The organism is Pseudacidovorax intermedius, assembly GCF_001476815.1.
Taxonomy (GTDB): Bacteria; Pseudomonadota; Gammaproteobacteria; order Burkholderiales; family Burkholderiaceae_C; genus Xenophilus; species Xenophilus intermedius_A.
Map to the genome: position 1 here is coordinate 25,153 of NZ_LDSL01000108.1, position 18,031 is coordinate 43,183.

Genomic DNA, 18,031 nt, shown 5'->3' on the forward strand with positions numbered 1-18,031 from the left:
CCCCTGAGCGGGGCCTTTCGATTCCCACAACAACAAACACGACCCAAGGGCGCACATGACCCGCATCGCCGAAGAGGGGGCGCGGGCCGGTGCGCCCGTGACGGAGCTTCACACCGTGTCTTCCACACTCACTGCCGGCGCCCAGACGCTCGAGTCCGCCTCGGACCGCGTGCGTCCCGCCGCCCCGCCGCCGGCCAAGCGGGCCCGCTCGGGCCCCCTGGCCGACCTGCTGTTCGGCTGGGCCGCCAAGGGCGCGGCGCTGCTGACCCTGGCGCTGCTCATCGGCATCCTGGTCTCGCTCGTCATTGGCGCCTGGCCGGCCATCGCCAAATACGGCCTCGGCTTCCTGACCAGCAGCGTCTGGGATCCGGTGCAGGAGGAGTTCGGCGGCCTGGTGATGATCTACGGCACGCTGGCGACGTCCATCATTGCGCTTCTGATCGCGGTGCCGGTGAGCTTCGGCATCGCGCTCTTCCTCACCGAACTCTCGCCCGGCTGGCTCAAGCGCCCGCTGGGCACGGCCATCGAGCTGCTGGCCGCCGTGCCCTCGATCGTGTACGGCATGTGGGGCCTGCTGGTCTTCGGGCCCATCCTGGCCACCTACGTGCAGCAGCCGCTGCAGAAGCTGCTGGCCGGCGTGCCCTACCTGGGCGCGCTGGTGGCCGGCCCGCCGGTGGGCATCGGCATCCTGTCGGCCGGCATCATCCTGGCCATCATGATCATCCCGTTCATCGCCTCGGTGATGCGCGACGTGTTCGAAGTCACGCCGCCGCTGCTGAAGGAGTCGGCCTACGGCCTGGGCGCCACCACCTGGGAGGTGGTGAGCAAAGTCGTGCTGCCCTACACCAAGGCCGGCGTCGTCGGCGGCATCATGCTCGGCCTGGGCCGTGCGCTCGGCGAGACCATGGCCGTGACCTTCGTCATCGGCAACATGAACCAGCTCGATTCGCTGTCGCTGTTCCAGGCGGCCAACAGCATCACCTCCGCGCTGGCCAACGAATTCGCCGAAGCCGGCGCCGGCCTGCACCAGGCGGCGCTGATGTACCTCGGCCTGGTCCTGTTCTTCATTACCTTCGTCGTGCTGTCGCTGTCCAAGCTGCTGCTGGCCCGCATGAAGAAAAGCGAAGGAGCCCGTTCGTGAGCACCACCAGTCCCACCAGCCCCACCAGCACTTCCCAGCAACTTCTCGCCGCCCAGGCGCTGGCCCGCACCCGCGAGGCCAAGTTCGCCCGCCGCGCGCGCATCAACCAGGTGGCCCTGACCCTGTCGCTGGCCGCCATGGCCTTCGGCGTGTTCTGGCTCGTCTGGATCCTCTGGCAGACGCTGTACCTCGGCATCGGCGGCCTGTCGGTGGCCACCTTCACCGAGATGACGCCGCCGCCCAACGAGGCCGGCGGCATCCTGAACGCCATCTTCGGCTCGCTGGTGATGGTGGGCGTCGCCACCTTCATCGGCACGCCCATCGGCATCATGGCCGGCATCTACCTGGCGGAATACAACCCGCACGGCTGGCTGTCGTCGGTGATCCGCTTCGTCAACGACATCCTGCTGTCGGCGCCCTCGATCGTGATCGGCCTGTTCGTCTACTCGCTGGTGGTGGCGCAGTTCAAGTCCTTCTCGGGCCTGGCCGGTTCCATCGCGCTGGCGCTGATCACTATCCCGGTGGTGATCCGCACCACCGAGAACATGCTGCAGCTGGTGCCGCCCGGCCTGCGCGAGGCGGCCTACGCCCTGGGCTCGCCCAAGTGGAAGGTGATCCTGTCGATCACGCTGCGCGCTGCCCGCGCCGGCGTCGTCACCGGCGTGCTGCTGGCCGTGGCCCGCATCGCCGGCGAGACCGCACCGCTGCTGTTCACCGCGCTGAACAACCAGTTCTGGACCGCCGACGTCACGCAGCCGATGGCCAGCCTGCCGGTCACCATCTTCAAGTTCGCGATGAGCCCGTACGAGAACTGGCAGCAGCTGGCCTGGGCCGGCGTGTTCCTGATCACCGTCGCCGTCCTCGCCCTCAACATCCTGGCCCGCGTCCTGACGCGCGCAAAGATGTGACCACCCCCGTTTCTTGCTCACTTCGTGTAGCCGAATCCCCCCTCAAGGGGGCGACACCGGCGGCCCGGCCAAGCCGGTTCCGCGGTGTCACTGGGTCGGGTCACTGCACATTCGCGGTTCGTTGAGTCTTCATAGACATTGAAAGACAGAAAAATGGTTGCCACCGTCTCTGCGCCCCCGCGCGCCAAGATCGCCGTCAAGGACCTGAACTTCTACTATGGCAAGTTCCACGCGCTCAAGGGCATCAACCTCGAGATTCCCGAGAACAAGGTCACTGCCTTCATCGGCCCCTCGGGCTGCGGCAAGTCCACGCTGCTGCGCACCTTCAACCGCATGTTCGAGCTCTATCCCGAGCAGCGCGCCGAAGGCGCCATCGAGCTGGACGGCGAGAACCTGCTGACCTCGAAGCAGGACGTCGCCCTGGTGCGCGCCAAGGTCGGCATGGTGTTCCAGAAGCCCACGCCCTTCCCGATGTCGATCTACGACAACATCGCCTTCGGCGTGAAGCTGTTCGAGAACCTGTCGGCCTCCGACATGGACGACCGCGTCGAATGGGCGCTGAAGAAGGCGGCGCTGTGGAACGAGGTGCGCGACAAGCTGCACCAGAGCGGCTCCGGCCTGTCCGGCGGCCAGCAGCAGCGCCTGTGCATCGCCCGCGGCATCGCCATCAAGCCCGAAGTGCTGCTGCTGGACGAGCCGTGCTCGGCGCTGGACCCGATCTCCACCGCCAAGATCGAGGAACTGATCGCCGAACTGAAGGACGAGTACACGGTGGTCATCGTGACGCACAACATGCAGCAGGCCGCCCGCTGCAGCGACTACACGGCCTACATGTACCTGGGTGACCTGATCGAATTCGGCGCCACCGAGCAGATGTTCTTCAAGCCGCAGCGCAAGGAGACCGAGGACTACATCACCGGACGATTCGGCTGATGCCGCACGGAGACACAGCGATGGCCGACAAGCATCTTTCCACCCAGTTCGACAGCGAACTCAACGGCGTTTCCTCCCGCGTGATGGAACTCGGCGGCATGGTCGAGTCGCAGATCCGCCAGGCGATCTACGCCCTTCTGCAGTTCGACACCGACGCCGCCGAGCGCGTGATCGAGACCGAGCCGCGCGTCAACGCGATGGAAATCGAGATCGACCGCGAGCTCTCGTCCATCATCGCTCGGCGCCAGCCGACCGCGCGCGACCTGCGCCTCCTGATCGCCATTTCCAAGACCACCGCCAACCTGGAGCGCGTGGGCGACGAAGCGAACAAGATCGCGCGCATGGTCAAGTCGATCATCGAGAGCGGCTCGGCGCGGGCGCTGCCCTGCACCGAACTGCGCATCGCGGCCGACCTGGCCTCGGGCCTGCTGCGCAAGGCGCTGGACGCCTTTGCCCGGCTGGACACCGCGGGCGCCCTGTCGATCCTCAAGGAGGACGACCTGATCGACCAGGAGTTCGACGGCTTCGTGCGCAAGCTGGTCACCTACATGATGGAAGACCCGCGCACCATCTCGCCCAGCCTGGACCTGCTGTTCCTGGCCAAGGCCATCGAGCGCATCGGCGACCATGCGAAGAACATCGCCGAGTTCATCATCTACATCGTCAAGGGTGCGGACGTGCGGCACACTTCGATGCAGGAAATCGAGAGCGCGTTGAAGTGACGGCCCCCCAGGCTGCGCGCTTCGCGCTTCGCCAACCCCCCGGAGGGGGGCGCACCCGGCGGCCTGGCAAAGCCAGTTCCGCGGGTGCTCTGGCGTGGCCTGCTCCGCGGCCGTTCGCGCAGTGGCTGGCTGAGCGGCTGTCGGCGATGGCTGCGTTGCCCGGGACTGGACAAACAACATGAAGAAACCTCGTGTACTGATCGTGGAGGACGAGTCCTCCATCGCCGAGCTGCTGGCGGTGAACCTGCGGCACAACGGCTTCGAGCCCATCTGGGCCGAGGACGGTGCGAGCGCGCAGCGCGAGATCGACGCGGTGCTGCCCGACCTGATCCTGCTGGACTGGATGCTGCCCGGCCAGAGCGGCCTGCAGCTGGCCCGCCAGTGGCGGCGGGATGCGCGCACGAAGCAGGTGCCGATCCTGATGCTCACGGCCCGCGGCGACGAGCCCGACAAGGTGGCCGGCCTGGACGCCGGCGCCGACGACTACATCACCAAGCCCTTCTCCACGCAGGAAATGCTGGCGCGCATCCGCGCCGTGCTGCGCCGCCGCGCGCCCGAGGCCGTGGTCGAACGGCTGGAAGCCGGCGAGCTGGTGCTCGACACCGCCACCCACCGCGTGACCTGGCAGGGCGCCGCCCTCAAGATGGGCCCGACCGAATTCAAGCTGCTGGCCTACCTGATGCAGAACGCCGAGCGCGTGCACAGCCGCTCGCAGTTGCTCGACAAGGTGTGGGGCGACCACGTCTTCATCGAGGAGCGCACGGTGGACGTGCACGTCAAGCGCCTGCGCGAATCGCTGGGCGCCGCCGCCAGCATGGTCGAGACGGTCCGCGGCGCGGGCTACCGCTTCACCGTCCAGGCGACGGTCTGACCGTCAGCTGCCTCGCGCGGCTGCCGCGGGGCGCGCGATGCCCTTTTCGCGCGGCGACGACGTTCCCCGGCGGACTGCCCGCCGCCATTCCATTCCGTGACCGCGGGCCTGCCGAGCGCAGCGCCTGCCGATAATCCATGGCCATGCCCGGTCGTCTCGCTGCTTTTCTTCTCCTGTCCGGCATCGGCGCCGCCGTGGCCGTTGCGCTGTTCGGCTGGCGCCTGGCCTGGGCCGGCGCATGGGCCGGCGGCTGTGTCTGGCTGGTGGTCGACATGCTGCGGGCGCAGCGGCTCATCCAGGCGATGCGCAACGACGCGGTGGGCCTGCCCGCCAGCCGCTTCGGCATGTGGGGCGAACTGGCCGACCGCATCCGCCGCGCCATGCGGCTGCGCGAGCAGCAGACCCAGCAGGCCGAGTTGCGCCTGCAGGAGTTCCTGGCCGCGATCCAGGCCTCGCCCAACGGCGTGGTGCTGGTGGACGAGGCGGGCCGCATCGAATGGTGCAACCAGACGGCCGGCAGCCACCTGGGCCTGGATGTGGAGCGCGACCTGCAGCAGCTCATCGCCAACCTCGTGCGGGACCCGGCCTTCATCGGCTACCTGGCCTCGTGGCACTACAGCCGGGAGGTCGTCATCGACGCGCCCGTGGCCGCGCGTTCCTCCTCGGGCCAGCCGATGCGGCTGTCGGTGCAGGCGCATCCCTATGCCGGCAACCGGCGCATGCTGCTCACCCGCGACATCACCGCGCTGGAGAAGGCGGAGGAGATGCGGCGCGACTTCGTGGCCAACGTGTCGCACGAGATCCGCACGCCGCTCACGGTGCTCACCGGCTTCGTCGAGACGCTGCAGACCCTGCCGCTGGAGGCCGACGAGCGCTCGCGCTACCTGGGCCTGATGGGCCAGCAGGCGCAGCGCATGGGCACGCTGGTGGCGGACCTGCTGACGCTGTCGCGCCTGGAAGGCAGCGCCGCGCCGCCGCTCAACCAGTGGACACGCATGCGGGCCCTGATGGCCCACTGCGAGGACGAGGCGCGTGGCCTGTCCGGCCGCATCGCCACCCAGCCGCACCGCCTGCAGTTCGCGCTGGAGGCCGATTCCGAAGTGGCGGGCATCGCCACCGAGCTGCAGAGCGCCATGTCCAACCTGGTGACGAACGCGGTGCGCTACACGCCGGGCGGCGGCGAGGTGACGGCGACCTGGCGCCTGCTGTCCGATGGCCGCGGCGAATTCACGGTGCGCGACACCGGCCCCGGCGTGGCGGCGGAACACATTCCCCGGCTCACCGAGCGCTTCTACCGCGTGGACCGCAGCCGCTCGCGCGAGACCGGTGGGACCGGCCTGGGCCTGGCCATCGTCAAGCACATCGTGCAGCGCCATGGCGGGCAGTTGCGCATCGAGAGCGAGCTGGGCAAGGGCTCGCGCTTCGCCATCACCTTCCCGGCGTCGCGCGTGCGCGAGGTGCGCACGCGGCTGGCGGCGCAGGCCCCGGCCGCGTGAGGTGCGCCCGGGCGGCCCGCGGCTGCCCCGGTCAGTCGATGGGCCAGCGCTCGCGCACCTGCGCCAGCCGCGGGGCGATGGCCCGGAAGATCTGCGCCAGCGCCGGGTCGAAATGCCGGCCGGCTTCGTCGCCGATGAAGCCCAGCGCACGCTCCACCGGCCAGGCCTCCTTGTAGGCCCGGCGCGAGGTGAGGGCGTCGAAGACGTCGGCAATCGCCACGATGCGCGCCGCCAGGGGAATCTGCTCACCGCGCAGGCCCTGCGGATAGCCGCTGCCGTCCCATTTCTCGTGGTGCGAGAGCGCGATGGCGCGCGCCATGGCCAGGATGTCGGACTCGTCGCCGCCGATGATCTCGGCGCCGATCAGCGGATGCCGGCGCATCACGTCCCATTCGGCGGCGTCCAGCGGACCGCGCTTGCGCAGCAGCGCGTCGGGAATGCCGATCTTGCCCACGTCGTGCATGGGCGCGGCATGCAGCAGGTCGTCGGCCCATTCGGGGCGGCAGCCGGCCGCCAGCGCCAGCGCATGCGCGTACTGGCTCATGCGGATGACGTGCATGCCCGTCTCGTTGTCGCGGTACTCCGCCGCCCGCGCCAGGCGCTGCACGATCTGCAGCCGGGTGCTGCGCAGCTCCTCCGCGCGCACCAGCGACAGGTGGGTGCGCACGCGGGCGCGCACGACGGGCGGATACAGCGGCTTGGTGATGTAGTCCACCGCGCCCGCTTCCAGGCCCTGCGCTTCGCCCTGGCTGTCGGCGCGCGCGGTGCAGAAGATGATGGGAATGCGCGCGGTGGCCGGGTCGTCCTGCAAGGCCCGGCACACGGCGTAGCCGTCGAGCTCCGGCATCATGATGTCGAGCAGGATCAGGTCGGGCCGGTGCTCGCGCGCCAGTTGCAGGGCGCGCCGGCCGTCGGTGGCAAACACCAGCCGGTGGTCGGCCTGCAGCGCCAGGCGCAGCACCTGGAGGTTGGCGGGCTCGTCGTCCACCAGCAGCAGGCAGGGCCGTCGGGCAGCCTCGGCCGGCAGGCGCTGGCCCCCGGGCACCGCGCCGGCGGGCAGCGCGGGCGGCATGGAAGCCGGGCGCGTCGCATCGTCGGGCGCTGGTGCATCGCCGTGCGCCGGGGCGAGCGGCTGGCCGACGAGCTGCTCGGCCGGCAACGGGCGCAGAAACTCTTCGCGCTCCTGGCCGCGGGCCTCCAGCCAGGCGCGCACCAGGCCGCGCGGCAGCAGCACCGGCATCCGGTGCTCGCCACCCGGCGGGCCGTAGCGGGCCATCAGCGGGTGGCCGTCGGCGTTCACGGTGATCAGCGCAAAGCTCAGGCGGCGCACGCCGTCGTCGTCCAGCCAGCTGCTCCACAGCCCTGCCATGCACAGCGCGTGGCCATCGCGCCGGCTGACCTGGCTGGGCTGCGGCGCGGCGGGGTCGACCCGGTGGTCCATCAACAGCAGCGCCGCAGCCGGCACCACGCAGAGCTGGTCCTTGCTCCAGGCCGAGGCGAAAGGCGACTTGCGCACCTCGTCGTCGCGCACGAAGGCGGTACGCAGGCGCATCGCGCTCTCCAGTCCGTGGCGCCGGCTTTCCGCGGTGATCAGGCCCCAGCGCCCCCTGCCCACCGCCGGCGCGCCGCCGACCTTGTGGATGAAGGTGCCCATACCGCCAGGCAGCACGTCGGCGCCAAGCGGCACGTCCTCGCCGGCCGCACCGGGACCGCGCAGCGCCTTGCTCTGGCGCAGGTCGCGCGAGAGCACGTCCCAATGGCGGTCCAGTGCCGGAAGGAATCTGGAAAACATTTGCAACCAGCATAGCCGCGGGCCCTGCAGCCGTGCGGCAGGTCGGACAGGGGTCGTTTGAATGAAGGAGGGCGCCACGGCATGGCCCCGTGCCGCTGACGGGGTGACCGGTACTGGGCGAGGCCTGTGGCGCGGCACACCGGCCCAGGGGCCACTGGCACACCGATGGGCTTCAGGACGACACCGGCAAGCGCATGAGCCGAACATCCATCCAGGATCAATAGCCGAGTGATTTACTTGGCTTTCCAGGACGACCGGAAAAGCGCCGCTATACTCTAAGGCTTCCTTCCCCGATAGCTCAGTCGGTAGAGCGCCGGACTGTTAATCCGTAGGTCCCTGGTTCGAGCCCAGGTCGGGGAGCCAAACGAAGCGCTTGATGGGTTCATCAAGCTGCTCAGAGAGCCCGCCTTAGTGCGGGCTTTTTGCTTTGGCGCGGCGAAAAAAGGCCGCATTGTAGGCGGCTGGGTGTGTCAGGCGGCTTCAGGCGAGGTGCGATTCGGCCAGCGCGCCCGTGCCAGTGGTCGCGGCATGCTCCGGGCGATCTGGCGCGCGGCATGCCGAGCACGCGTGCCCTGGGGTTAATGCCCATCGTGGCCGGCTGCGGCCGGGAGTATCTTTTTGTTTCAGGACGGACCGCTGCGGCAAGAACGCCTTGCCCGCGGTCCGGGGGCAACCCGCGATGGAGACGAAATGATGATGGTGATTGCAGGCTTCATGTTGGGCGTGATCTGCGGCACGGTGCTGGTCGGCTTCATGGTGGGCCGAAGCCGCGGGGTGGAAGAGGGCGTGAGCCTGACCACCTACTGAGCGGCGCGGCCGGCGCGCCTCAGCGCCGCGTCTTCGCGCCGAAGATGCCGCCCAACACGCCGCGCAGGATTTCCTTGCCCACGCTGGTGCCCATGGTGCGCACCGCCGACTTGGCCATGGTCTGCACCAGGCCGTCCTTGTGCCCGCCGCGCGGGCCGGTGGTGCCGAAGAGCAGGTCGTTGAGGAAGCCGCCTGCCGGGTTGGCGGCGCCACCGGCGCCAGGCGTCGACGGGGGCAGGCCGGCCCCCGATGGCGCCGCCGGTGCGGTGTCTGTGCGTGCTTCGTTGCCGGGCGTCGCCCGCCCGGACGCCTGCGGCGCATCGGGCGCCGACGCCGCACGGCCCTTGAGCTTCTCGTAGGCCGATTCCCGATCCACCGGCGTGTCGTACACGCCCGCCACCAGCGACTGCGCCATCAGCGCCTTGCGCTGCTCGGGCGTGATCGGCCCGAGCTGGCTGGCCGGCGGCAGCACGAACACCCGCTCGGTCACGCCCGGGCGGCCCTTCTCGTCGAGCAGGCTCACCAGCGCCTCGCCCACGGCCAGTTCGGTGATGGCCTGGCCGATGTCCAGGCCCGGCTTGGGCCGCATGGTGCTGGCGGCCGACTGCACCGCCTTCTGGTCGCGCGGCGTGAAGGCGCGCAGGGCATGTTGCACCCGGTTGCCCAGTTGGGCCAGCACCGAGTCGGGGATGTCCACCGGGTTCTGCGTCACGAAGTACACGCCCACGCCCTTGGAGCGCACCAGCCGTACCACCAGCTCGATGCGCTCGACCAGCGCCTTGGGCGCATCCTTGAACAGCAGGTGCGCCTCGTCGAAGAAGAAGGCCAGCTTGGGCTTGTCCAGGTCACCCACCTCGGGCAACTGCTCGAACAGCTCCGACAGCATCCACAGCAGGAAAGTGGCGTACAGGCGCGGCGCATTCATCAGCTTGTCGGACGCCAGGATGTTGACCACCCCGCGGCCGTCCACCGTCTGCATGAAGTCCTGGATGTCGAGCATCGGCTCGCCGAAGAAGCGGTCGCCGCCCTGCGACTCGATGGCCAGCAGCCCGCGCTGGATGGCGCCCACGCTGGCGGCGCTGACGTTGCCGTAGGTGGTGGTGTACTGCCTGGCGTTCTCGCCCACGTGGGCCAGCATGGCCCGCAGGTCCTTCAGGTCCAGCAGCAGCAGGCCGCTGTCGTCGGCGATCTTGAACACAAGGTTCAGCACGCCGGCCTGGGTGTCATTCAGGTCCAGCATGCGGCCCAGCAGCAGCGGCCCCATGTCGGAGATGGTGGCGCGCACCGGGTGGCCCTGTTCGCCGAAGACGTCCCACAGCGTGACGGGGCAGGCCTGCGGCGCGGGCGGCTCGATGCCGCGCTCTTTCAGCGTGGCGGCCAGCTTGTCGCCGATGCGGCCGGGCTGGCTGATGCCGCCCAGGTCGCCCTTCACGTCGGCCATGAAGACCGGCACGCCGATGCCGGACAGGCGCTCGGCCAGGGTCTGCAGCGTCACGGTCTTGCCGGTGCCGGTGGCCCCGGTGACGAGGCCGTGGCGGTTGGCCAGGGCGGGCAGCAGGAAGCATTCGGTGGCGCCGTGGCGCGCCAGCAGCAGAGGATCGGCCATTCGGACCTCCCGGGGTCGGCATGAAAAACGGCGGCAGTCTACCGAAGGGCGGGCCGGGCGGCCCCGTGGATTCCACAGCGGCGGCCCGCGCCCCGACTCCTATAATTTTTGCCTTCGCCGCGGCCGTGCGCCGCCGCCTTTCCTCTTACCTGCCGGGAGCTTCTTTTTGTCTTCGACCGCCTCCTTTGACCGCACGCCGCTCGAGAACGAGCTGGCCGAACTGCTGGTGAGCGCCCTCAACCTCGAAGTGGCGCCCGAGGCCATCGACCCCGAGGCGCCGCTGTACGGCGACGGGCTGGGGCTGGACTCCATCGACATCCTGGAAGTGGCGCTGGAGATCTCCCGCCGCTATGGCTTCCAGCTGCGTTCGGACGACGAGCGCAACCAGCAGATCTTCGCCTCGCTGCGCGCGCTGGCGGCGCACGTCGACGCGCACAAGGCGGGCTGAGCGGCATGCCCGCCTGGCGCATCGCGCTGCTGCTGCTGGCGGGCGTGGCCTATGCCGGCGCGTCGCACTGGATGATGCTCTACCACCCGGCCGCCCCCTGGGCCGTGGTGGTGCTGCTGGCGCCGCTGTGGCTCACGGCCATGGGACTGGCCGGCCAGTACCTGGGGCGTGCCGCGGTGGCGGTGACGGCCGTGGCCGGCCTTGCCGGGCTGGCGCTGGTCTTCAGCGGCCATGCCGGTGACCCGAATCCGCTGTACGTGCTGCAGCACGTCGGCATCAATGCGGTGCTGGCCCTGTGGTTCGGCGGCACGCTGCGGCCCGGGCAGCTGTCGCTGATCGGCCAGTTCGCGCAGCGCATCCATGCGCTCACGCCCGACATGCGGCGCTACACGGCGCGCGTCACGGCCGTGTGGACGGCCTACTTCTGCGCGGTGTGCGTGCTGTCGCTGGCGGTGTATGGCCTGCGTCCCTTCGAGGACTGGTCGCTGTTCTCGAACGTGGTCACGCCCATCGGCGTGGGCGCGCTGTTCGTGGGCGAGTACCTGGTCCGCTACCGCCTGCATCCCGAATTCGAGCGCGTGCGGCTGATCGACGCGGTGCGCGCCTTCTACGCGCCGGCCAAGCAATGAGCGCCGTTCCGGACCTTCCCGTCGGCATGCGGCCCGACGACGCGCCCGCGCGTCTCGCGCCGCTGCTCGGCCCGCGCGACCTGCACGCCCCGCTGGCCTGGCGGCAGGGGCGGCCGATCAGCGGCCTGGCCTGGCTGGCCGACGTCGAGGCCGTGGCGCGCCAGCTGCCCGCCGAGGGGCCGGCCGTCAACCTGTGCGGCGACCGCTACCGTTTCAGCGTCGGCCTGGCGGCGGCGCTGGTCCGCGGCCACGCCAGCCTGCTGCCGCCCGATGCGCGGGAGGACACGCTGGCCCGCGTCTGCGCCGAGCATCCCGCCGCCTTCGCGCTGGTCGACCCCGGCGAGACGCACGGCGCCAGCCTGGCGCTGCGCGTGGCGGTCGATGCCGACGGCAGCCGGCCGCCGCTGAACGCCATGCCCGACTGGGCCGCCATCGACAGCGCCCGCCACGCCGCCAGCCTGCTCACCTCGGGCTCCACCGGCACACCGCAGCCGCATGCCAAGACCTGGGGCACGCTGGTGGGCGACGTGGCCGCCGCGGCGCCACGGCTGTGCCAGTTGCTGGGCCTGCCCTCGCTGGCCGGCCTGACGCTGGTGGCCACCGTGCCGGTGCAGCACAGCTACGGGCTGGAATCGTCGGCGCTGCTCGCCATGCTGGGCGGCGCCGCCTTCGAGGCCGGCCGGCCCTTCTACCCGGCCGACATCGTGCAGGCGCTCGAGGCCGTGCCGCGGCCGCGGGCGCTGGTCACCACGCCTTTCCACCTCAAGACGCTGCTGCAGTCGGGCCTGCCCATTCCGCCCGTGGACCTGCTGCTGTCGGCCACCGCGCCGCTGTCGCCGCAGCTGGCGGCCCAGGCCGAGCGCGCCACCGGCGGCGTGATGGCCGAGATCTACGGCAGCACCGAGACCGGCCAGGTCGCCCTGCGCTGCCCCGTGCGCAGCGAGGTGTGGGCGGTGCTGGGCGACATCCGCGTGCAGGCCGAGCCCGCGCCCGACGGCGGCGAGCGCTTCGTCTTCTCCGGCGACTTCATTCCCGCGCCCACGCCCATGGCCGACCTGCTCGAGCTGCTGGGCGACGGGCGCTTCCGCCTGCTCGGCCGCGCCAACGACCTGGTGCACGTGGCGGGCCGCCGCACCTCGCTGGGCCATCTGGACTTCCACCTCAACAGCATTCCCGGCGTGGAGGACGGCGCCTTCTGGCTGCCCGACGACGTGGCCGACGGCGTGGTGCGCACCGTGGCCTTCGTGGTGGCGCCGCAGCTGGATGCGGCCGCCGTCATCGCCGGCCTGCGCGAGCGCATCGAGCCGGTGTTCGTGCCGCGCCGCGTGGTGCACGTGCAGGCCCTGCCGCGCGTGGGCACCGGCAAGCTGACGCGGCGCGAGCTGCGCGAATTCGCCCTGGCGCAGCTGGCGGCTGACGGCAGCCCGGTGCGGCTGTCGCACCGCGTGCCGGCCGACCATCCCGCCTTCGCCGGCCATTTCCCGGGCCGTCCGCTGCTGCCCGGCGCGCTGCTGCTGGCCGAACTGCTGGAGGCGATGCGCGGCGTGCCGGCGTTGCGCGCCCGGCTGGGCGAGGCGCCGACGCTGGCCGCGGCCAAGTTCCTGGCGCCCGTGCGCCCCGGCGCCGACCTGGTGTTCGATCTGCAGCCCGAATCGGGCGCCGCCGGCGGCGTGCGCTTCGAGGTGCGCAGCGGCGACACCGTGGCCGCCAGCGGGCGCTGGCTGCCGGGGGAGGGCGCCCGCGGCGCCGCCGCCGGAGGCGCCCCATGAGTGCCGTCGGCGACGACGTGCGCCCCGCGGGCACCGACTGGGTCAAGGCGCCCGAGCGCAGCAACATGCTGGCGCTGCGCGTCATCTGCGCGCTGGCGCTGTGGTGCGGCCGGCCGCTCACGCGCCTGATCCTGCATCCGATCACGCTGTACTTCCTGCTGTTCTCGCCGACGCAGCGGCGCCACGTGCGGCGCTACCTGGCGCGGGCCATCGGCCCGCGGGCCGGCTGGCGCGACGGCTACCGGCTGCTGCACAACTTTGCCTCCATCGTGCTGGACCGCGTCTACTTCCTGCGCGGGCGCATGGGCCTGTTCGACGTGCAGGTGCAGGGCGGCGAGGCGGTGGAGGCCGAGGTGCGGGCGGGCCGCGGCGCCTTCCTGGTCGGCGCGCACATCGGCAGCTTCGAAGCGCTGTCGGCCTGCCGCCAGCAGGCCGAGGCGCCGGTGGACCTGCGCCTGGCCATGCTCATGTACCCGGACAACGCCCGGCGCATCAATGCCGTGCTCGAGGCCATCAGCCTGCCCGAGTACCGGCCGCACGTCATCGCGCTCGGCCGCCCGGCCGCCATGCTGGAGCTGCGCGACTGGCTCGACAGCGGCCGCATGGCCGGCATGCTGGGCGACCGCACCCTGGCCATCGGCGAGGACGACGGCGCCCAGCGCGGCAACCGCGTGCAGATCGACTTCCTGGGCCAGCCGGCGTGGTTCAACGACGGGCCCTTCCGGCTCGCCGCCCTGCTGCGCCGGCCGGCCGTGTTCATGGCCGGCCTGTACCTGGGCGGCAACCGCTACCAGGTGGTGTTCGAGCCGCTGGCCGACTTCTCCGCGCCGGCCGCCGCCACGGCCCCGGCGCCGGGCGGCGCCGACGCGCCCGCACCGCGCCGCGCCCGCGGCCTCGATCCCGCCGAGCGGGAACGCCGCATCCGCGAGGCCCTCGAAACCTACGTGCGGCGCCTGGAAGACCTGTGCCGCGCCCATCCCCACAACTGGTTCAATTTCCATGACTTCTGGCTCGAAGATTCGCCCCGCGGCTGAGGCCGTGGCGGCCGCGCTCGCGGCGGCCCTGCGCCCGTGGCTGCGCCCGCGCGCCGCGCTCCTGCTTGCACTGGCGGCGCTGATCGCCGCGCCGGCCTGGGCCTTCGACCTCAACGACCTGATGTACCTGCTGGCCCAGCGCCGCAGCGGCGAGGCGCGCTTCACCGAGCAGCGCTTCGTGCGCGGCCTGGACGGGCCGCTCGATTCCGCCGGTACGCTCAGCTTCACGGCGCCCGACAAGCTGGTGCGCCGCACCCTCACGCCGCGGCCGGAGTCGATGGAGGTGCAGGGCAACGTGCTGATCCTGTCGCGCGGCGGCCGCACCCGCACGCTGAGCCTGGACGCCATGCCCGAGCTGCAGGGCATGATCGAAGCCATGCGCGGCACCCTGAGCGGCAACGCGCCCGCGCTGCAGCGCTACTTCAAGACCGAGGTCAAGGGCGACGCCAAGGCCTGGACGCTGGACCTGGTGCCCAGCCTGCCGGCCCTGGCCGCCCAGGTGCGCAGCCTGCGCCTGTCGGGCAGCGGCAGCGACGTGCGCGGCGTCGACATGGAATTCATCGGCGGCGACCGCTCGGTGATGACGATCGTGCCGGGGCCCGCCGGTTCATGAGCCGCGCCCAACGCCCCGCGCCCGCACCCGCCGGCGACGCCGGCCTGCCGCGCGGCCGCCGGCTGGTGGTGGTGCTCCTGTGGCTGCTGGTGCTGGCCGCCGGCGTGGGCGTGATCGCCCGCTCCAAGTTCGACGCCGACCTGTCCGCCTTCCTGCCCGCCAGCCCCGACGCGCGCCAGCGCATGCTGATCGAGCAGCTGCAAAGCGGCGTCGCCTCGCGCACGCTGTTCATCGGCATCGAGGGCGGGCGCGACGAGGCGCAGCGCGCCGCCCTGTCGCGCGACCTGGGCCAGCGCCTGCGCAAGAGCGGCCTGTTCGACCAGGTGCAGAACGGCGACCAGAGCGAATGGCGCGACGCCGGCAGCTGGGTCTTCGACCGCCGCTACCAGCTCTCGCCCGCGGTCACGCCCGCGCACTTCACGGTGGAGGGGCTGCGCAACGCCATCCTCGACACGCTCTCGCTGCTGGGCACGCCGGCGGGCAATGCCTTCAAGCCGCTGCTCGACCGCGACCCGACGGGCGAGTCGGCCCGCATGGCCGAGACGCTGATTCCCGCCTCCGCCCCCCGCAGCGTGGACGGCGTGTGGGCCGCCCGCCAGGCGCCGCGTGCCGTGCTGCTGGCCAGCACCCGCGCCGCCGGCGGCGACCTGGATGCGCAGGCGCAGGCCATCGCCACCATCCAAGCCGACTTCGCCCAGGCCGCCGCCAGGCTGGAGGCGCCCGATGCGCGCCTGCTGCTGAGCGGCACTGCCGTCTTCTCGGTGCAGAGCCGCGACAGCATCAAGCGCGAGGCGATCCACCTGGCGGTGGTGGGCGCCATCGTGGTCAGCGGACTGCTGCTGCTGGCCTTCGGCTCGCTGCGGGCGCTGGTCATCGCCATGCTGCCGGTGGCCACCGGCGTGGTGGTCGGCACCGCGGCCGTCAGCCTGGTGTTCGGCGGCGTGCACGGCCTGACGCTGGGCTTCGGCAGCACGCTGATCGGCGAGACGGTGGACTACGCCATCTACTACCTCATCCAGGCCCGCCAGGTGGCGGGAGAGGGTCCCGCGCAGGCCGGCTGGCAGCGTTGGCGCGACCTGCACTGGCCGACCGTGCGGCTGGGTCTGCTGACCTCGGTGGCCGGCTTCGCGGCGCTGGTGTTCTCGGGCTTTCCGGGGCTGGCGCAGCTGGGCGTGTTCTCCATCGCCGGCCTGGTGGCGGCCGCGCTCGCCACGCGCTTCCTGCTGCCGGTGCTGGCGCCGCAGGGCGCCACCGGCCGCGGCCTGCGCCGCTACATGGCCCATGCGGCCGGGGCCATCGTGCGCGGCCTGCCGCGGCTGCGCCTGCCGCTCATGGCGCTGGCCGCCGCCGGCCTGGCGCTGGTGCTGTGGCAAGGCGACCAGCTCTGGCGGGCCGGCCTCAGCTCGATGAGCCCGGTCTCGCGCGAATCGCAGGCGCTGGACGAGCAACTGCGCGGCGACGTCGGCGCCAGCGAGGGCGCCACGCTGGTGGTGGCCTACGGCGACACCGTCGACGCCGCGCTGCGCCAGGCCGAGGTGGCCGGCATGCGGCTCGATCCGCTGATGGAGCGCGGCGTGCTGCTGGGCTACGACAGCGTGGCCCGCCTGCTGCCCAGCCGCGAGACGCAGATGCAGCGGCGCGAGGCCCTGCCCGACGCGACGACGCTGCGCGCCCGGCTGGAGGAGGCGACCGCCGGCCTGCCGCTGCCCGCCGACCGGCTGGCGCCCTTCGTGGCGCAGGTCGAGGCCGCGCGCTCGGCACCGCTGATCGGCCTGGACGATGCGCGCAAGAGCCCGCTCGGCCCGGTGGTGGACGCACTGCTGTTCCAACGCCCCGGCGGCGGCTGGGCCGCGATGATCTCGCTGCACGCCGGGCCGCAGTTCCAGCATGCCGAGGTGGTGAAGGCGCTGCAGGGCCTGCCCAACGTGGCGGTGGCCGAGGTGGGCGAGGAACTGGGCGCGCTCTACAAGCGCTACCTGCACGAGGCCTTCGTGCAGGTCGGCCTGGGCGCGCTGGCCGTGGTGCTGCTGCTGGGCGCCTGGCTGCACTCCGGCCGCCGTCTGCTGGCCGTGTGCCAGCCGCTGGCCGCCGCGGTGGCGCTCACGCTGGGCACCATGGCCGCCATGGGGATGGCGCTGTCGATCCTGCACCTGGTGGGGCTGCTGCTGGTGGTGGCCGTGGGCTCCAACTACGCGCTTTTCTTCGACCAACTGCGCGAGACCGGCCACGCCGACGAGGACACGCTGGCCTCGCTCATGCTGGCCAACCTGACGACGGTGATCTCCTTCACGCTGATCGCCATCTCCGACATTCCGTCGCTGGCCTCCATCGGCCAGGTGGTGGCACCGGGGGCGCTGCTGGCGCTGCTGCTGTCGGCGGCCTTCGCACGGACGGTTCGGGCATGAGCGCCACGGCAGGCCGCTGGCAGCCCACCCCCTTCCTCAAGGGGAGCGCGGTGCTGCATGCCGGCGCGCTCGGCGCCAGCCTGGCCGTGCCCGGTGCATGGCCCTGGGCGCTGGGCGCGGTCGTGCTCAACCATGCCGCCATCACCGCCATCGGCCTCACGCCGCGCAGCCACTGGCTGGGCCAGAACACGCTGCGCCTGCCCGCGACCGCCGAGGCGCGCAGCGAGGTGGCACTGACCATCGACGACGGCCCCGAGCCGGAGGTCACGCCGGCCGTGCTCGACCTGCTCGATGCCCACGGCCAGAAGGCCACCTTCTTCTGCATCGCCGACCGGGTGCAGGCCCATGCGGCGCTGGCGCGGGAGATCGTGGCGCGCGGCCACAGCATCCAGAACCACACGGCGCGGCATCGGCACAACTTCTCGGTGCTGGGGCCGCGCGGCTTCCATGCCGAGATCGCGCGGGCGCAGCAGGCGATCGAAGACGTCACCGGCCAGCGTCCCACCTGCTTCCGCGCGCCCGCCGGCCTGCGCAACCCGTTCCTGGCCCCGGTGCTGCATCGCCTGGGCCTGGAACTGGTGAGCTGGACCCGCCGCGGCTTCGACACCCGCGAGCGCGACCCGGCCCGCGTGCTGGCCCGCCTGACCCGCGGCCTGCGGGCCGGCGACATCCTGCTGCTGCACGACGGCCATGCGGCGCGCACCGCCGACGGCCGGCCGGTCATCCTGGAAGTGCTGCCGCCGCTGCTCGACCGGTTCTCGCGCCAGGGCCTGCGCGCCGTGACCTTGCCGCAGGCGCTCGGCCATGCCTGACGCGCGCAGTGCGCTGCACCGACCCCGCATGAGCCCCTCTCCCCT

15 protein-coding genes, 1 tRNA gene and 1 pseudogene are annotated in these 18,031 nt (G+C 71.7%); 14 read left to right on the top strand and 3 right to left on the bottom strand.

The window, feature by feature from the left end:
• The first annotated feature begins 55 nt into the window (after positions 1-55).
• The 6 genes from pstC (at position 56) to phoR (ending at position 6,071) form a co-directional block, all read left to right on the top strand.
• Positions 56-1,141, top strand: a complete 1,086-nt coding sequence (pstC, locus tag NS331_RS16620; RefSeq protein WP_082702558.1) for a phosphate ABC transporter permease PstC — start codon at positions 56-58, stop codon at positions 1,139-1,141.
• Entirely contained in the window at positions 1,138-2,049 is a 912-nt protein-coding gene (gene pstA, locus NS331_RS16625; protein ID WP_082702559.1) for a phosphate ABC transporter permease PstA, read from the top strand. Before pstC ends, pstA begins: the two co-directional genes overlap by 4 nt.
• Positions 2,050-2,202: 153 nt before the next feature.
• On the top strand, positions 2,203-2,982 hold the full coding sequence (gene pstB, locus NS331_RS16630; protein WP_058643080.1) for a phosphate ABC transporter ATP-binding protein PstB: 780 nt from the start codon (positions 2,203-2,205) through the stop codon (positions 2,980-2,982).
• A gap of 20 nt (positions 2,983-3,002) precedes the next feature.
• Positions 3,003-3,704 carry a phosphate signaling complex protein PhoU gene (phoU, locus tag NS331_RS16635; RefSeq protein ID WP_058643081.1) on the top strand — a complete coding sequence of 234 codons (702 nt, stop codon included), beginning with the start codon at positions 3,003-3,005 and terminating at the stop codon, positions 3,702-3,704.
• Positions 3,705-3,882: 178 nt separating this feature from the next.
• Positions 3,883-4,575: a phosphate regulon transcriptional regulator PhoB gene (gene phoB, locus NS331_RS16640; RefSeq protein ID WP_058643082.1), complete on the top strand. Its 693-nt coding sequence runs from the start codon at positions 3,883-3,885 to the stop codon at positions 4,573-4,575.
• Positions 4,576-4,718: 143 nt separating this feature from the next.
• Entirely contained in the window at positions 4,719-6,071 is a 1,353-nt protein-coding gene (gene phoR, locus NS331_RS16645; protein ID WP_058643111.1) for a phosphate regulon sensor histidine kinase PhoR, read from the top strand.
• A 31-nt stretch (positions 6,072-6,102) separates the two neighbouring features.
• On the opposite strand, the gene NS331_RS27170 is transcribed toward phoR, so the two are convergent.
• Complete coding sequence (locus NS331_RS27170) at positions 6,103-7,098, bottom strand: HD-GYP domain-containing protein (protein ID WP_058643112.1); 996 nt, start codon at positions 7,096-7,098, stop codon at positions 6,103-6,105.
• A 114-nt stretch (positions 7,099-7,212) separates the two neighbouring features.
• A pseudogene (locus NS331_RS27435) lies at positions 7,213-8,070 on the bottom strand (SOS response-associated peptidase family protein); the annotation flags it as partial.
• 80 nt (positions 8,071-8,150) lie between these two features.
• Between NS331_RS27435 and NS331_RS16655 the strand changes: the two are divergent.
• A tRNA-Asn gene (locus NS331_RS16655) sits at positions 8,151-8,226 on the top strand.
• Positions 8,227-8,689: 463 nt separating this feature from the next.
• Here NS331_RS16655 and NS331_RS16660 read toward each other — a convergent pair.
• Positions 8,690-10,276 (bottom strand): helicase HerA-like domain-containing protein, encoded by a 1,587-nt coding sequence (locus tag NS331_RS16660; RefSeq protein ID WP_058643083.1) that lies wholly within the window; start codon positions 10,274-10,276, stop codon positions 8,690-8,692.
• A 166-nt stretch (positions 10,277-10,442) separates the two neighbouring features.
• On the opposite strand from NS331_RS16660, the gene NS331_RS16665 reads away from it, so the two are divergent.
• Genes NS331_RS16665 through NS331_RS16695 form a run of 7 tightly spaced genes read left to right on the top strand, consistent with a single transcriptional unit; the run spans position 10,443 to position 17,986 of the window.
• Entirely contained in the window at positions 10,443-10,724 is a 282-nt protein-coding gene (locus NS331_RS16665; protein WP_058643084.1) for a phosphopantetheine-binding protein, read from the top strand.
• A gap of 5 nt (positions 10,725-10,729) precedes the next feature.
• Positions 10,730-11,353, top strand: coding sequence for a COG4648 family protein (locus NS331_RS16670; RefSeq protein ID WP_058643085.1), 624 nt, complete (start codon positions 10,730-10,732; stop codon positions 11,351-11,353).
• Positions 11,350-13,122, top strand: a complete 1,773-nt coding sequence (locus NS331_RS16675; protein WP_242873789.1) for an AMP-binding protein — start codon at positions 11,350-11,352, stop codon at positions 13,120-13,122. Before NS331_RS16670 ends, NS331_RS16675 begins: the two co-directional genes overlap by 4 nt.
• On the top strand, positions 13,119-14,156 hold the full coding sequence (locus NS331_RS16680) for a lysophospholipid acyltransferase family protein (protein WP_058643087.1): 1,038 nt from the start codon (positions 13,119-13,121) through the stop codon (positions 14,154-14,156). The genes NS331_RS16675 and NS331_RS16680 overlap by 4 nt, the downstream gene beginning before the upstream one ends.
• Entirely contained in the window at positions 14,122-14,769 is a 648-nt protein-coding gene (locus NS331_RS16685; RefSeq protein WP_242873790.1) for a LolA-related protein, read from the top strand. Before NS331_RS16680 ends, NS331_RS16685 begins: the two co-directional genes overlap by 35 nt.
• Positions 14,766-17,174: an MMPL family transporter gene (locus tag NS331_RS16690; protein WP_058643088.1), complete on the top strand. Its 2,409-nt coding sequence runs from the start codon at positions 14,766-14,768 to the stop codon at positions 17,172-17,174. Before NS331_RS16685 ends, NS331_RS16690 begins: the two co-directional genes overlap by 4 nt.
• Positions 17,171-17,986, top strand: coding sequence for a polysaccharide deacetylase family protein (locus NS331_RS16695; protein ID WP_058643089.1), 816 nt, complete (start codon positions 17,171-17,173; stop codon positions 17,984-17,986). Before NS331_RS16690 ends, NS331_RS16695 begins: the two co-directional genes overlap by 4 nt.
• Positions 17,987-18,031 lie beyond the last annotated feature (45 nt).

Excerpts from the sequence above, each read along its gene's own strand:
- phoB (WP_058643082.1), top strand. The coding sequence starts at position 3,883 with ATGAAGAAACCTCGTGTACTGATCGTGGAGGACGAGTCCTCCATCGCC.
- pstB (WP_058643080.1), top strand. The coding sequence starts at position 2,203 with ATGGTTGCCACCGTCTCTGCGCCCCCGCGCGCCAAGATCGCCGTCAAG.
- phoR (WP_058643111.1), top strand. The coding sequence starts at position 4,719 with ATGCCCGGTCGTCTCGCTGCTTTTCTTCTCCTGTCCGGCATCGGCGCC.
- NS331_RS16660 (WP_058643083.1), bottom strand. The coding sequence starts at position 10,276 with ATGGCCGATCCTCTGCTGCTGGCGCGCCACGGCGCCACCGAATGCTTC.
- NS331_RS16695 (WP_058643089.1), top strand. The coding sequence starts at position 17,171 with ATGAGCGCCACGGCAGGCCGCTGGCAGCCCACCCCCTTCCTCAAGGGG.
- NS331_RS16670 (WP_058643085.1), top strand. The coding sequence starts at position 10,730 with ATGCCCGCCTGGCGCATCGCGCTGCTGCTGCTGGCGGGCGTGGCCTAT.
- NS331_RS16675 (WP_242873789.1), top strand. The coding sequence starts at position 11,350 with ATGAGCGCCGTTCCGGACCTTCCCGTCGGCATGCGGCCCGACGACGCG.
- pstC (WP_082702558.1), top strand. The coding sequence starts at position 56 with ATGACCCGCATCGCCGAAGAGGGGGCGCGGGCCGGTGCGCCCGTGACG.
- NS331_RS16690 (WP_058643088.1), top strand. The coding sequence starts at position 14,766 with ATGAGCCGCGCCCAACGCCCCGCGCCCGCACCCGCCGGCGACGCCGGC.
- phoU (WP_058643081.1), top strand. The coding sequence starts at position 3,003 with ATGGCCGACAAGCATCTTTCCACCCAGTTCGACAGCGAACTCAACGGC.
- NS331_RS16680 (WP_058643087.1), top strand. The coding sequence starts at position 13,119 with ATGAGTGCCGTCGGCGACGACGTGCGCCCCGCGGGCACCGACTGGGTC.
- NS331_RS16685 (WP_242873790.1), top strand. The coding sequence starts at position 14,122 with ATGACTTCTGGCTCGAAGATTCGCCCCGCGGCTGAGGCCGTGGCGGCC.